Annotated in this window: 13 protein-coding genes; 4 read left to right on the top strand and 9 right to left on the bottom strand. The window is 69.5% G+C overall.

The window, feature by feature from the left end:
* Nucleotides 1-86 precede the first annotated feature (86 nt).
* Complete coding sequence (locus tag CDO87_RS18810) at nt 87-668, top strand: hypothetical protein (RefSeq protein WP_100930203.1); 582 nt, start codon at nt 87-89, stop codon at nt 666-668.
* A 95-nt stretch (nt 669-763) separates the two neighbouring features.
* Here the strand turns inward: CDO87_RS18810 and CDO87_RS18805 are convergent, their stop codons facing one another.
* From CDO87_RS18805 to CDO87_RS18775, 7 genes are all read right to left on the bottom strand, one after another.
* Complete coding sequence (locus tag CDO87_RS18805; RefSeq protein WP_100930202.1) at nt 764-2,392, bottom strand: carboxyl transferase domain-containing protein; 1,629 nt, start codon at nt 2,390-2,392, stop codon at nt 764-766.
* Entirely contained in the window at nt 2,389-2,793 is a 405-nt protein-coding gene (locus CDO87_RS18800; RefSeq protein WP_100930201.1) for a hypothetical protein, read from the bottom strand. Before CDO87_RS18800 ends, CDO87_RS18805 begins: the two co-directional genes overlap by 4 nt.
* The gene (locus CDO87_RS18795) at nt 2,786-3,400 is read right to left on the bottom strand and encodes a hypothetical protein (protein ID WP_100930200.1); all 615 of its coding nucleotides are present in this window, start codon (nt 3,398-3,400) and stop codon (nt 2,786-2,788) included. The genes CDO87_RS18800 and CDO87_RS18795 overlap by 8 nt, the downstream gene beginning before the upstream one ends.
* Nucleotides 3,401-3,494: 94 nt before the next feature.
* Nucleotides 3,495-5,051, bottom strand: coding sequence for an AMP-binding protein (locus CDO87_RS18790; RefSeq protein WP_100930199.1), 1,557 nt, complete (start codon nt 5,049-5,051; stop codon nt 3,495-3,497).
* Nucleotides 5,051-5,545 (bottom strand): lysozyme inhibitor LprI family protein, encoded by a 495-nt coding sequence (locus tag CDO87_RS18785; RefSeq protein WP_100930198.1) that lies wholly within the window; start codon nt 5,543-5,545, stop codon nt 5,051-5,053. Before CDO87_RS18785 ends, CDO87_RS18790 begins: the two co-directional genes overlap by 1 nt.
* On the bottom strand, nt 5,542-5,826 hold the full coding sequence (locus tag CDO87_RS18780) for a hypothetical protein (RefSeq protein WP_100930197.1): 285 nt from the start codon (nt 5,824-5,826) through the stop codon (nt 5,542-5,544). The genes CDO87_RS18785 and CDO87_RS18780 overlap by 4 nt, the downstream gene beginning before the upstream one ends.
* A gap of 121 nt (nt 5,827-5,947) precedes the next feature.
* A complete protein-coding gene (locus tag CDO87_RS18775; protein ID WP_100930196.1) occupies nt 5,948-7,108 on the bottom strand; it encodes an isovaleryl-CoA dehydrogenase in 1,161 nt (386 codons plus the stop codon).
* 233 nt (nt 7,109-7,341) lie between these two features.
* Between CDO87_RS18775 and CDO87_RS18770 the strand changes: the two genes are divergently transcribed.
* From CDO87_RS18770 to CDO87_RS18760, 3 genes are all read left to right on the top strand, one after another.
* Nucleotides 7,342-8,715: an ATP-binding protein gene (locus CDO87_RS18770; RefSeq protein WP_157815044.1), complete on the top strand. Its 1,374-nt coding sequence runs from the start codon at nt 7,342-7,344 to the stop codon at nt 8,713-8,715.
* A gap of 1 nt (nt 8,716) precedes the next feature.
* Nucleotides 8,717-9,139 carry a response regulator gene (locus CDO87_RS18765; protein WP_254698211.1) on the top strand — a complete coding sequence of 141 codons (423 nt, stop codon included), beginning with the start codon at nt 8,717-8,719 and terminating at the stop codon, nt 9,137-9,139.
* A 115-nt stretch (nt 9,140-9,254) separates the two neighbouring features.
* The gene (locus CDO87_RS18760; RefSeq protein WP_100930194.1) at nt 9,255-10,859 is read left to right on the top strand and encodes a sulfotransferase; all 1,605 of its coding nucleotides are present in this window, start codon (nt 9,255-9,257) and stop codon (nt 10,857-10,859) included.
* Here the strand turns inward: CDO87_RS18760 and CDO87_RS18755 are convergent.
* Together CDO87_RS18755 and CDO87_RS18750 are read right to left on the bottom strand one after the other, a co-directional pair.
* On the bottom strand, nt 10,847-12,046 hold the full coding sequence (locus CDO87_RS18755) for a DegT/DnrJ/EryC1/StrS aminotransferase family protein (protein WP_100930193.1): 1,200 nt from the start codon (nt 12,044-12,046) through the stop codon (nt 10,847-10,849). The genes CDO87_RS18760 and CDO87_RS18755 overlap by 13 nt on opposite strands.
* A 130-nt stretch (nt 12,047-12,176) precedes the next feature.
* Nucleotides 12,177-12,842 carry an HAD hydrolase-like protein gene (locus CDO87_RS18750; RefSeq protein WP_100930192.1) on the bottom strand — a complete coding sequence of 222 codons (666 nt, stop codon included), beginning with the start codon at nt 12,840-12,842 and terminating at the stop codon, nt 12,177-12,179.
* Nucleotides 12,843-12,980: the final 138 nt, after the last annotated feature.

Below are 12,980 nucleotides of genomic sequence, written 5' to 3'. Positions count from 1 at the left end.
TATCCGGTATTTTCCGTGTTTCGGCCGCTGTTACCCGGCCACGATTTTCCGGGGCCCGCGCGGCCCGCAAAACAAGGATTGTAGCCATGTCCGGCCAATACCGCCTTGTCGGCACCCTCACCGAAGCGCAGGCAGACCTTTTCTACGAATTCGGTTTTTCGCTGAACATCCTGCTCGACGTCTCGCACGCCATCCACGTCCGCACGATCCGCGCCGACCGGCCCAAAGACCCGATCATCACCAAGCCGATCGAACTCGACTGCCAGATGGAGAAATTCGGCACCACCCAGAAGTACACCGGTTTCCTCAAGGCTTGCCTCGCGCTGGGGGCGGCCTCGCCGCTCTACAACTTCGGCAAGCAGCTTCAGACCGAAGGTGCCAAGGTCGACCTGCCGCCCAACAAGCAGCTCGAAGCCGTGATCGGCAAGAGCAAGATCAAGCTGGAGTTCCCCGACTTCGACACCAGCATCGCGGCGCTCGACCAGCTCGTCGCCGGCACGGAGGCGGCCAATGCCGTGCTGGCGGCGCGCGCCGCGAACGAGGACGCCTTCGACGCCCTCCTGCCCGCGGTGCGCAGTTCGATGGGGATGTTCGTGCGCAAGAACAACCTTCAGTTCAAGCGGCACGGGGCGGCGGAAGGCGCGCCGCGCACCGCCTATCGCGGCTGACGCGCGGCGCCCCCGCAAACCGCCGCCAGAACGGGGACCGGCACAGCGCAGGCTGCAACCGCGCGCACGTCGCATCCTGTCCACAGCCGGCTCCGTCACATCCGGAAGACGCCGAACCGCGTCTCCTCCACCGGGGCGTTGAGCGCCGCGCGCAGCGACAGGGCGAGCACGGAGCGCGTCTTGCGCGGGTCCATCACCCCGTCGTCCCAGAGCCGCGCCGAGGCGTATAGCGGATGCGACTGGCGCTCGAACATCTCCAGCGTCGGGCGCTTGAACGCCGCCTCCTCGTCCTCCGACCAGCTGCCGCCCGACCGCTCGATGGCGTCGCGCTTGACCGTCGCCAGCACGCCCGCCGCCTGCGCGCCGCCCATCACCGAGATGCGCGAATTGGGCCAGGTCCAGAGGAACCGCGGCTGATAGGCCCGCCCCGCCATGCCGTAATTACCCGCACCGAACGACCCGCCGACCAGCACCGTGACCTTGGGAACACTCGTCGTGGCCACCGCCGTCACCATCTTGGCGCCGTGGCGCGCGATGCCCTCGTTCTCGTACTTCCGGCCCACCATGAAGCCGGTGATGTTCTGGAGGAACACCAGCGGGATCTTGCGTTGCGAGCAGAGCTCGACGAAATGCGCGCCCTTCTGCGCGCTCTCGGAGAACAGCACCCCGTTGTTGGCGACGATGCCCACGTCCATGCCGTGGATCTGGGCGAAACCGCAGACCAGCGTCTCGCCGAAGCGCGGCTTGAAGGCATCGAACCAGGACCCGTCGACCACCCGCGCGATCACCTCGTGGATGTCGTAGGGGGTGCGCAGGTCCGCGGGCACGGCGCCGAGGATCTCCTCCGGGTCGTAATCCGGTGCGGTGCCCCCCAAAGACTTTTCGGCGAAAAGTCTTCCCGTCGCAGAGTTTTCCTCGAAAACTCTGCCCAGCGACCGCACCGCACGACGCGCCAGCACCAGCGCATGGGCATCATCCTCGGCAAGGTAATCCGCCACCCCCGACAGCCGCGTGTGCACGTCGCCGCCGCCCAGGTCCTCGGCGCTGACCACTTCTCCGGTCGCGGCCTTCACCAGTGGCGGCCCGGCGAGGAAGATCGTCCCCTGCTCCTTCACGATGATCGACACGTCCGACATGGCGGGCACATAGGCGCCGCCCGCCGTGCAGGACCCCATGACCGCTGCGATCTGCGGGATGCCCTTGGCCGACATCCGCGCCTGGTTGTAGAAGATCCGGCCGAAGTGGTCGCGGTCCGGAAAGACCTCGTCCTGGTTGGGCAGGTTCGCCCCGCCCGAATCCACCAGGTAGATGCATGGCAGGCGGCATTCCTCGGCGATCTCCTGCGCACGTAGGTGCTTCTTCACCGTCATCGGATAGTAGGTGCCGCCCTTCACGGTGGCGTCGTTGCAGATCACCATGACCTGCCGCCCCTCGACTAGGCCGATCCCCGCGATCACGCCCGCGGCGGGCGCCGCACCGTCGTACATGCCGTGCGCCGCCAGCGCGCCCACCTCCAGGAACGGAGAGCCCGCGTCGAGCAGCCCCGCCACGCGCTCGCGCGGCAGCATCTTGCCCCGCGACAGGTGGCGTTCCCGCGCCTTCTCGCCGCCGCCCGCCGCCGCCAGCGAGGCGGCTTCCGATATCTCCGCCAGCGCGGCCAGGTGCGCCTCCCTGTTGGCGCGATACGCCTCCGACCCCGTCAGGACCGCCGATTGCAACCTCATGATGCGTCTTCCTCCCCAGAGGCCCGTCCGGCCACGACCACTGGCCGCCGCCGCGCCTCGAATCCGTTCCAGACCGTCGATACCCCGATCCCCAGCGCCACGATCGCCAGGAGCAGACCGCCAAGCTGCCATGCCCCCAGCCCCCAGACCGTCGCGGCCCGCAGCGCCGCCAGAAGCCCGCCGCCGAGGATCGCCACCAGCAGCACGCTGGCCACGATACCCTTCGGATCGCGGGTGTTCGCCTCCAGCCGGAGGGGCACCGCGCAGCCAGGACAGGGGATGACCTCCGCCCCGTCGCGCTGCCAGACGCGCCGGCATCCCGGCTGCGACACGAAAAGCGGTTGCAGCGTGTTGCAGTCCGGGCAGCGCCGGTCAGCCAGCCGCGATGTCAGGTCAGTCATCCTCAGCCTCCCGCGCACGCGGGCGCAGAGGCGGGGGCGCCTCGGCCCATCCCGCGGCCACCGCCGTCTCCGCCACGCCCAGGAACCGTGCCAGCTGCCACGCGAGGATCGCGTCCCGCAGCCGGTTGTTCGCTTCCCATGCCGTGCACCATGTGCCGCGCTGGGGAATGTCGCCGTCGCAATCCGGCCCGGCCGAGATGCCCTGCGCCAGCGCATAGGCGCGCGGATAAAGCGCCTGTTCGAAGTCGCCGCCCTTGCCCTCGACCTCCTCCGGCAGGGGCAGCGTCGCGCGGATCTTCTCGGCCAGCGCCTCTTCCTCCGCCGCCAGCTTCAGCTGGCAGTCCTGCACCTCTTCCAGCGTCGGCTCCCGGTCGCAATGGACGAACCCCACCGAGCCGCAATAACCCGTTCCACGAGTGTCGCCGATCTCGAACTCCTGATCTTCCGGCATCTCGTTCAGCCGCTTCAGCGCGCGTTCGTAGCGCGCCGCCTCCTCGTCCATGCACTCCCCGAAGCTCGGCAGGGGCGCGTAGTCCGGCGCCGCCTCCTCCGGCTGCGCCATGGCCGAACCGGCCAGCAGACAGACACCCAGAACCAGAGGTTTCACGACAGGCCCTCCCGCTGAGGATCGCGCGCGCCTGAAGGACCGGCCGGCGTCACCCCCCGCTCCAAAAGCCACGCAAACCCGGTGGACACACCGCTCACGACCCGCCTCCTTCGGTCTCGGCCACCGCCCGGCGCTTCAGCTCCTTGCGGATCACCTTGCCGGTCACCGTCATCGGCAGGTCCTCGACCAGTGCCACCTCGCGCGGATAGCTGTGTGCGGCCAGCCGTTCCTTCACCCAGTCCTGCAGCTCCTCCGGGCTCACCGAGGCCCCCCGTTTCGCCACCACGTAGGCCTTGACGATCTCCGTGCGCAGCGGGTCCGGCTTGCCGACTACACCGACGGTGGCCACGCCCGGATGGGTCATCAGGCAATCCTCGATCTCCGCCGGGCCGATCCGGTAGCCGCCGGATGTTATGACATCGTCCTCGCGCCCCACGAACCGGATGAAGCCGTCCTCGATCACGCCCCGGTCGCCGGTCACCAGCCAGTCGCCCCGGAACTTTTCGGCCGTGGCGGCGGGATTGTTCCAGTATTCCAGCATCATGGACCCGGCGCCGCGGCGGATCGCGATGTCGCCCTCGCCCTCCGTTTCCTGCCCATCCGCGTCGATCACGCCCACGTCGAACCCCGGCGCCGCGCGCCCGAGGCACCCGGGTCGCACGTCGAAAAGCGCACCGCAGCTCGACGCCACCATGTTGCACTCCGTCTGGCCGTAGAACTCGTTGATCGTGACGCCAAGCGCCGCACGGCCCCATGCCAGCATCTCGGCGCCCAATGGCTCCCCGCCCGACGCCACGGAGCGCAGCCCCCGGACCGAGGCATCCTCCGCCTTCAGCATCCGCAGGGCAGTGGGCGGCAGGAAGACATTCCGGGCACCGGCCTTCGCCACGCGCGTCAAAATTTTCGGCGAAAATTTTGCCTCCCGCACGGCCACCACCGGCACGCCCAGGGCCAGACCGGGCATCAGCACGTCGAACAGCCCGCCGATCCACGCCCAGTCCGCCGGCGTCCAGAGCATGTCGCCCTCCTGGCCCAGGAAGTCGTGGCTCATCTCGACGCCCGGCAGGTGGCCAGTCAGCACGCGGTGGCCATGCAGCGCGCCCTTGGGCTTGCCCGTCGTGCCGGAGGTGTAGATCAGCACCGCCGGCGTCTCCGGCCCGGTCTGCGCAACCGGGCCGCCCCGGCCCTCCTCCGGCAGGTCGGCGCGGGTCACAGGCACCACCCCGAAGGGCGCCAGCATCCCCGATCCTTCCGTGTCCGTCACCACGACCTGCGCGCCGCTGTCCTCCAGCCGCGAACGCAGCGCGTCCTCCCGGAAGAGCTTGAAGAGCGGCACGGTGATCGCCCCCATCCGCCACACCGCCACATGCGCCGCCGCGCAAAGCGCCGACTGGCTCAGCAGCACGCCCACCCGGTCGCCCTCCGCCACGCCCCGGCGCCGCAGCACGTCCTCGACCCGCAGCGACAGGGCGTGGAGCCGGGCATAGGACACCCGCTCCGCGCGCTCTTCCGAGAGGTCGAGGATGGCCAGACGCTCCGGTTCGCGGTTGGCCCAGCCGTCGCAGACCTGTTCCGCCAGGTTCAGCCGGTCGGGGATCTCCCACCTGAAGCCCGCCCGCAGCGCCTCGTATGTGTCCGCGCGCTCCAGCATCAGTTGATCGTCGCGGTGTCCAGGTAGCGGCCCTGCTCCGCCGTCATCCGCATGAGGCAGGCGTTGAACGCCGGGCCTGAGCCCGTGCCCCCGCCCCAGAGGCTCGCCTCGTAGCTGCAGGTCTCGTCGCGGTAGGCGATCCAGGCCCGCTGCATCCGGCGCAGGGCTTCCGCCTGGCTCGGGGCATGTTCGCCGTTTTCCCGGTCCATGCCCTTGGCCTCGGCCATGACGCCCGAATAGATCTCGTTCAGCCGCGCATCCCACCAGTCCGCCTCTGCGCCGTAGCAGGCGCTCATCACCACGGTGGCGGAACCGTTGCGCTCCATGCAGTCCTCCGCCGCCGCGCCGATGCATTCCTCGAAGGGCTGGCCCGAGGACACGCAATCCGCGGTGACCTGCGGCGAGAACGCAAGGTCCTGCGCCACGGCCCCGACCGGCAACGTCACCGCGACGGGCATCGCCAGAAGCGCCATGCCGATGATCCTGAGCATCATATCCCCTCTCCCATTCCGTTCGACCGGGTGATCTCCACCAGTCCCCCGAACCGGTTCACCCGGTATTCCCAGCGCGCCGCCTCCGGCCCGCAGCGGACCACCAGCCAGACGCCCTGCCCCGGAACCCCGGTGCAATCCGCCGCCGGCGCGCCCGCCTCGCGCATGTAGCGCCGCCCGTATGCCTCGATCGCCGCGCTCTCCGTCAGGTTGGCATCTATCCAGCCATAGCGGAAGGCCAACAGCGCCCCGCAGGTCACCAGCACGCCAAGCGGCAGCCACATGACCCAACGCGGAGTCACCGCAGCGGGTTCGCGGAAAGCGTCCGCACCCGAGCATTCTGCACGCAGGGCTCAGCCCCGGACCAGCCAGAACGGCCCCCGACAGCCGCACCCGGCGCTCCGCTCACATCGACCCCATCAGCTCGCGTCCGACCAGCATCCGGCGGATCTCGCTCGTGCCCGCGCCGATCTCCATCAGCTTGGCGTCGCGGAAGATGCGCGCCACCGCCGCGTCGTTCAGGAACCCCGCCCCGCCCATCGCCTGGACCGCCTGGTGTGCCTGCTTCATCGCCTCCTCCGAGGCATAGAGACAGCAGGCCGCCGCATCCGCCCGCGTGACCTCGCCCCGGTCGCAGGCCTTGGCGACCTCGTAGACATAGGCGCGGGCCGAGTTCATCGCGGTGTACATGTCGGCGATCTTGCCCTGCATGAGCTGGAACGACCCGATGGGCTTGCCGAACTGGGTGCGGTCGCGCAGGTAGGGCATGATCTCGTCCATGCAGGCGGCCATGATCCCGAGGCCGATGCCCGCCAGCACAACCCGCTCGTAGTCGAGACCGGACATCAGGACGCGCACGCCCTTGCCTTCCTCGCCCAGCACGTTCTCGAACGGCACTTCCACGTCCTCGAAGATCAGTTCCGCCGTGTTCGACCCGCGCATCCCCAGCTTGTCGAAATGCGGGCTGGTCGAGAATCCCTTCATCGACTTCTCGACGAGGAAGGCGGTGATGCCCTTCGCGCCGGCCTCCGGATCGGTCTTGGCATAGACCACCAGCGTGTCCGCGTCCGGGCCGTTGGTGATCCAGTACTTGTTGCCGTTCAGCACGTAGCGGTCGTTGCGCTTCTCGGCGCGCAGCTTCATCGACACCACGTCCGACCCGGCCGAGGGTTCCGACATGGCCAGCGCGCCCACATGCGCGCCCGAGATCAGCCCCGGCAGATACTTGCGCTTCTGCTCGTCCGAGCCGTTCAGCCGGATCTGGTTCACGCAGAGGTTGGCATGCGCCCCGTAGGACAGCGAGACGGAGGCAGAGGCCCGCGCGATCTCTTCCACGACGACCGTGTGCGCGAGATAGCCCATGCCCGCGCCGCCGTACTCTTCCTCGACAGTGACGCCCAGCAGGCCCAGCTCGCCCATCTCCGGCCAGAGCTCCGGCGGAAAGACGTTGTCGCGGTCGATCGCCGCCGCCATCGGCTTCACCCGTTCCTGGGCCCAGCGATGCGCCATTTCACGCAATGCGTGCACATCCTCGCCCAGATCGAACCGCATGCTCGCAAGGAACATCGCCTCTCCTCCCCCTTATTGAACGCTTGTTCATTTAACGACGCAGAAAGCATTGCGTCAAGGGTTCCCTGAGTTCCGCGTCCGGGGCAACGGATTATTAAGACCTCCGCCCGCATCCTGCAAAGAACCGAAGCCCGCACTCCGGCGGCGCCGCAGCAAACGGGCAGCGCATGTCCGATGCGGCGCCTGCCGGAACCCACACCAGACCACGCAAGGCGACCCGAGCCGAAGATATGCCGCGCCGCAGACAACACCTCGTCATCAGTGCCGTGACACTCGGCGGCGCCGCCATTTCCGGCGCCGCTTTCGTCTGGTTCTGGTACGCCTCCGATCAGGTGCGCACCAACTGGCGCCTGCACATCGAAACCACGCTCGAGCTGGAGCGGGTGACCGGCTACACGGGCTTCATCCACGACTTCAAGAACGCGGTCCTGCGGCCGGACGAACCGCATTACATCGCCGATGCCATGGCCGATTACGACCGTGCGATGGCGGCGCTGACGACCCTGCGCAGCCTGGCCGCCGACCGCAGCCTGGAGGTCGATCTTTCGCTGTTCGAACAGGCGCTTGGCCAATACCGCGCCAACCTCGACTTCCTTTCGGGGCGGCGCGCCGCGACGGACAGCATCGGCGATGTCGACGCCATGGTGCGCGTGTCGGACCGCGACGCCCGGCAAAGCCTCGACAGGGCGACACGCGCCATCAGCAACGCTTACAGGGACGCCTACCAGCCCGTGCGCCGCGCCATGCTGGCGTCGCTTTTCGCCTGTCTCCTGCTGCTGGTGCTGTACGGACAGGAACTGCGCAACCACGCCCGCGCCCGCGAAGCCTTCCACCAGCTGAAGGCGCAGGAGGCCGCGCTCGACACCGAGGTCAGGCACCGCCGCGACCTCGCCATGTCCTACCGCCAGCTCCAGCAGATCAACCGCGAACAGGCAGAGATGACCTATGCCATCTCGCACGACCTGAAGGCGCCGACCAACACCGCGCTGATGCTGCTGGCCGCCGTCCGGCAGGACCTCGACGAGGCGAAGACCGACCTGCCGGGCGATGCGGCAGAGCTGATCGGCGACCTCGGCGGCGTCCTGACCCGCATGAACCGGCTGGTGGAGGACATGCTGACCTACACCCGCTCGCTCGACACCGAATTCACGCGGGAGGACGTGGACCTCGACGCGGTGCTGGACCAGGTGCTGACCGACCTGCGCGCCGACATCAAAGGCGCCGGGGCCGAGATCCGGCGCAGCCCCCTGCCCCGTCTCGCCGCCCACCCGCCGCAGATGCGCCAGCTGTTCCAGAACCTCGTCTCGAACGCGCTGAAGTTCCGCCGCCCCGGCGTGGCGCCCGTGGTCTCCATCGCCCCGGCGGAGGCGTCGGAAGGCACCGTGGCCTTCACCGTGGGCGACAACGGCATCGGCATCGCCGAGGACCAGCAGGACCGGATCTTCGCGCTCTTCGCCCGGCTGCACAACCGGACCGAATTCGACGGCTCGGGCCTCGGGCTGCCGATCTGCCAGCGGATCGCGCAGACCCACGGCGGCGACATCACCCTCAGATCCGCCCCAGGCGAGGGCAGCACGTTCACCATCACGATGAAGGCAGCCTGACATGATCGACCATCTGATGACCATCGACGACGAGCCCATCGACCAGAAGCTCTACAAACGGCTGATCGAACGCTCCGGCCTCGTGGGCACGCTGCACCAGCACCTCGGCGCCGAAAGCGCGCTGGCGTTCTTTGCCGCGGGCGACGGCCCGGACATCGACGTCATTCTTCTGGACATCAACATGCCCGGCATGAACGGGTTCGAGTTCCTCGAAGCCGCCACCGCCCGCTTCGGCACGCATTTCGTCAAAAGCGCGGTCATCATGCTCTCCACCTCCGCGCGGGAGGAGGACAAGGCCCATGCCCGCGCGTTCCAGGTGGTGCGCGACTTCATGACGAAACCGCTGACGCTCGACGGGCTGCACCACATCGACGCCCGCCTGGCCGAACTCTCCACGGCACAGGCATCGCCGCCCGCCGCCTGACCGCACCCCAACCTCCACCGCCCCGGCCAAAGCACAGGCCGCGCCCTTGTCCTTCCCCCGCCAACCGGAGAGACTGCCCGCCGACAAACGCCGCCGGGACAGGAAGGAAACAGGGGTGTCAGACTTCGACAAGGCAGAGCGCCTGCTGGACGCGGGCGACAGGGATGGCGCGCGCGCCCTGCTCGACGCGCTGCCGGACAGCCTGCGGCACGCGCCCCGCGCCTACCGCCTGCGCAACCGGCTGCGTCCGCCCGCCCTGCCCGGCCTCGGCGCCGCCCGCCCCTCCCCGGCGGAGGCACAGCGCCTCGCCATGCTGCTGAACGGCGGACAGGCGGAGGCCGCGCTGGCCCTGGCCCGCGCGCTCGCCGCCCGCTACCCGGAGGCCGCGACCCCGCACGAGGCGCTCTACCACGCCTTCACCGCCCTGCGCCGCCCGAGGGAGGCCCGCGATGCCGTGGCGGAGGCGCTCTGCCGCAACCCCGACAAGCCGGCGCTCTACCGCGACCTCGCCCGCACGCTCATGGACCTGGGCGAGATGGAGGCCCTGCGTGCCCCGGCAGAGGCCGCCGCCGACGCCCTGCCCGACGACCCGCATGCGGTGCGGCTGGCCGCCGTCGCGGCCCATGTGAACGGCGCGCGGGAAACGGCCCGGGCGCGCTTTGCCGTGCTCACCCGGCTCCAGCCCACCAACGGCGCCGCACACCGGGCGCTGGCGGAAACCAGCCGCTACACCTCCCGCAGCGACCCGCACCTGGCGAAGATGAAGAAGCTCGCCGCCTCCGGCAAGCTGACCGAGGCGGAGCTCTACGAACTCAACTTTGCGCTCGGGAAGGCCTTCGACGACCTCAGCCGCCCGCGCGAGGCCTTTCGCCACTATGCCCTCGGCAATGCCCAGAAGAAGAAGGCGCACGGCCTGTCGCTGGCGCCCTACACGGCAGAGGTCGCGCGGCTCAAGGACCTCCCCGTCCTGCCGGAGCCCGCGCCCGGCGCGCCGGTGCCGATCCTCGTCGTGGGGCTTCCCCGCTCCGGCACCACGCTGACGGAAACGATCCTGTCGGCCCACCCGCAGGTCGGCACGGCGGGGGAATGCACCTTCCTGCGCGCGAATCTCTTGCCCGCGATGATGACCGGCACGCCGGACAAGGGCGCCCCCGATCCCGCAACCCTCGCCCGGCTGCGCGACGGCTACCGCCGGGCGCTGGCCGAGCGTGGCGGGGACAAGGCCTTCGTGGTCGACAAGATGCCGCTCAACTTCCCGCTGCTCGGGCTGGTGCACGCGCTGATCCCCGAGGCGCGGATCGTGGCCCTCGACCGCGATCCCATGGCGCTCGGCTGGTCGCTTTTCCGGCAGTGTTTCGTGAAGACCGGCAACGGCTTTGCCTATGATTTCGACGACATCGCCGGGGCCATGGCGCTCTACCGCGAGACGCTGGACCACTGGCAGGCAGAGGGCGTGCCGATCCACCGCCTGTCCTACAGCGCGCTGACCGAGGCCCCGCGCGACACGGTCGCGGCCCTGCTCGATGCGCTGGGGCTGCCCTGGGACGATGCCTGCCTGTCCTTCGGCGGGTCCGACCGGGTTGTCGCCACCGCCAGTTCGCTGCAGGTCCGCGACGGCATCTACACCGGCAGCGACGGCGCGTGGCAGGCTTATGCCGAACACCTCGCCCCGCTGCGCCACGCGCTGGACACCCGCGGGCTGCTGGCTCAGCCGGCCTGATAGACCGCGCAGACCTCGGCCCGGACGATCCGCGCGATCAGGGCGCAGTCCTCTTCCGAGAAGGTCAGCGGCAGGCGCATGTCGACGATGCCCTTCAGGATGCGGTCGGAGGCGGGCATCCGCTCGGCCTCCACGTAGCGCCAGCTGTCGTAGCGCGAGGTGAAGCCCGTGGGCTCCGCCCCGCCGAACCACTTCAGCTCGACCCCGCGTGCGGCGCAGCGGCGGAGCACCTCGGCGATGGCCTCGTCGCTCCAGTCGAGCAGCAGGAACTGGAAGGATGAGCCGACCGGCACCTCCTTCGGATCGCGCGCAACCAGCGTCAGGCCCGGCGTGTCCGCCAGCCCCGCCTCCACCACCGCGTAGCGCGCGTTCCAGCGCGCCACCTGCGCCCCGAGGGAGGCCAGCTGCGGCCGCAGGATCGCCGCCCGCAGGTTGTCCATCCGCCCCGAGACGTTGGGCGTCATGTACTTCACCTCGGCGAAGGCTTCGGGCGGCGGCGCGGCAAGGTGGCGTTCGTAAAGCATGTAGGAGCCCGAGAGCATCACCGCCCGCGCCGCGATCTCCGCGTCGTCGGTGACGAGGAAACCACCCTCGCCCGAGTTCATGTGCTTGTAGGTCTGGGTCGAATAGCAGCCGACCGCGCCGTGCCGCCCCGAGGGCACGCCGTTCCACGAGGCCCCCATGGTGTGGGCGCAATCCTCGATCACCGTGACGTCCGCCGCATCGCAGATCGCCATGAGCGCGTCCATGTCGCAGATGTGGCCCCGCATGTGGCTGAGCATCAGCACCTTCGCGCCGCTCGACTGCACCTTGAGCGCGAGATCGTCGAGGTCGATCACCAGCCGCTCCGTCACGCCGACGAAGACCGGCACGGCCCCCAGCGCCGCGATGGCCCCCGGCACCGGCGCCAGCGTGAAGGCATTGGTCAGCACCTTGTCGCCGGGGCACACGCCGACTGCCCGCAACGCGCACCCCAGCGCATATCCGCCGGAGGCCACCGCCAGCGCATAGGCCGCGCCGGTGAAGCCCGCGAATTCCTGTTCCAGAAGGGCCGTTTCCGACAGCTCGCCGGGGGCGGTGTTGTAGCGGTGCAGGCGCCCGTGGCGCAGCACGGCGAGCGCCGCGGCGATGCCTTCGTCGGGGATCGGTTCCTGCTGGGTGAATGAGCCGGTGAAGCGTTCTGTCATGGCGTCATCTGCGCCGAGACGCGCCGCGGGGTCAATGGGTTTCGCCTGCCCTGCGGCAGGCGATCCGCGGGGGAGGCGCTGCCTCCCCCGGGCCCCCTCCGAGGTATTTCGGCCAAGATGAAGGGGACGGTCAGCCGATCAGGCGGCGGACTTCCGCGGGCAGTTCGTCGAAATGCGCGATCAGCCCTTCGGGGTTGAGGTCGCGGACCGCTTCGCCTTCGGGGGCGAAGGTGACGAGGATGCAGGGCACGCCCGCGGCCTTCGCCGTCTTGCGGTCGGTGTCGCTGTCGCCCACCAGCAGCGAGGTTCCGCGCAGCCCGCCGCAGCGGTCGACCGCCGCCCAGTAGGGCGCCACGTCGGGTTTCCGGGTGGGCAGCGTGTCGGCGCCGACGAGCGAGCCGAAGAGGTCGCGCACGCCCAGCGATGTCATCAGTTTCTCGGCCATGGCGGCGGGCTTGTTGGTGCAGATGCCCACCGCGTAGCCGTCGCGGCGCAGCGCCTCGATCTGGTCCACCACGCCCGGGTAGAGCGTCGTGTGGGTGTCGAGCGCCGCGGCATAGGCCTCAAGCAGCGGCTGGTACCAGCGGTCCACCGCGTCCACGGAATACTGCCCCGCGCGCTCCAGCCCGACGGTCAGCATCCGCTTGCCGCCCCTCAGCGCCACGCCCGCATCGGCCACCGGGTCGAGCCGCTGGTCGAGGCCCATCCGCTCGAAACAGGCGTTGGCGGCGGCGACGAGGTCGGCGCTGGTGTCCGCAAGCGTTCCGTCCAGATCGAAGATCACACAGCGCGTCATGGTCCTGCCCTCTTGTCCGTTGTTCGTCCGTGGTGGCCCGCCGGGATCGGCGGCCGGTGTCACATCCCGCAACCAAGCGTGACCCTGCCCCGGCTTGTCATGGCCCGTGAAGCCTATAAAACGGCGGGCAGAGAAGAA

The sequence above is a fragment of the Sagittula sp. P11 genome (assembly GCF_002814095.1).
Lineage (GTDB): Bacteria > Pseudomonadota > Alphaproteobacteria > Rhodobacterales > Rhodobacteraceae > Sagittula.
This window is presented reverse-complemented; position numbering and strand designations above follow the sequence as displayed.

What these genes read in the sequence shown, in the direction of transcription:
- CDO87_RS18805 (WP_100930202.1), bottom strand. Translation starts at nt 2,392, where the DNA reads ATGAGGTTGCAATCGGCGGTCCTGACGGGGTCGGAGGCGTATCGCGCC.
- CDO87_RS18775 (WP_100930196.1), bottom strand. Translation starts at nt 7,108, where the DNA reads ATGTTCCTTGCGAGCATGCGGTTCGATCTGGGCGAGGATGTGCACGCA.
- CDO87_RS18770 (WP_157815044.1), top strand. Translation starts at nt 7,342, where the DNA reads ATGCCGCGCCGCAGACAACACCTCGTCATCAGTGCCGTGACACTCGGC.
- CDO87_RS18785 (WP_100930198.1), bottom strand. Translation starts at nt 5,545, where the DNA reads ATGATGCTCAGGATCATCGGCATGGCGCTTCTGGCGATGCCCGTCGCG.
- CDO87_RS18790 (WP_100930199.1), bottom strand. Translation starts at nt 5,051, where the DNA reads ATGCTGGAGCGCGCGGACACATACGAGGCGCTGCGGGCGGGCTTCAGG.
- CDO87_RS18765 (WP_254698211.1), top strand. Translation starts at nt 8,717, where the DNA reads ATGATCGACCATCTGATGACCATCGACGACGAGCCCATCGACCAGAAG.
- CDO87_RS18755 (WP_100930193.1), bottom strand. Translation starts at nt 12,046, where the DNA reads ATGACAGAACGCTTCACCGGCTCATTCACCCAGCAGGAACCGATCCCC.
- CDO87_RS18810 (WP_100930203.1), top strand. Translation starts at nt 87, where the DNA reads ATGTCCGGCCAATACCGCCTTGTCGGCACCCTCACCGAAGCGCAGGCA.
- CDO87_RS18750 (WP_100930192.1), bottom strand. Translation starts at nt 12,842, where the DNA reads ATGACGCGCTGTGTGATCTTCGATCTGGACGGAACGCTTGCGGACACC.
- CDO87_RS18780 (WP_100930197.1), bottom strand. Translation starts at nt 5,826, where the DNA reads ATGTGGCTGCCGCTTGGCGTGCTGGTGACCTGCGGGGCGCTGTTGGCC.
- CDO87_RS18800 (WP_100930201.1), bottom strand. Translation starts at nt 2,793, where the DNA reads ATGACTGACCTGACATCGCGGCTGGCTGACCGGCGCTGCCCGGACTGC.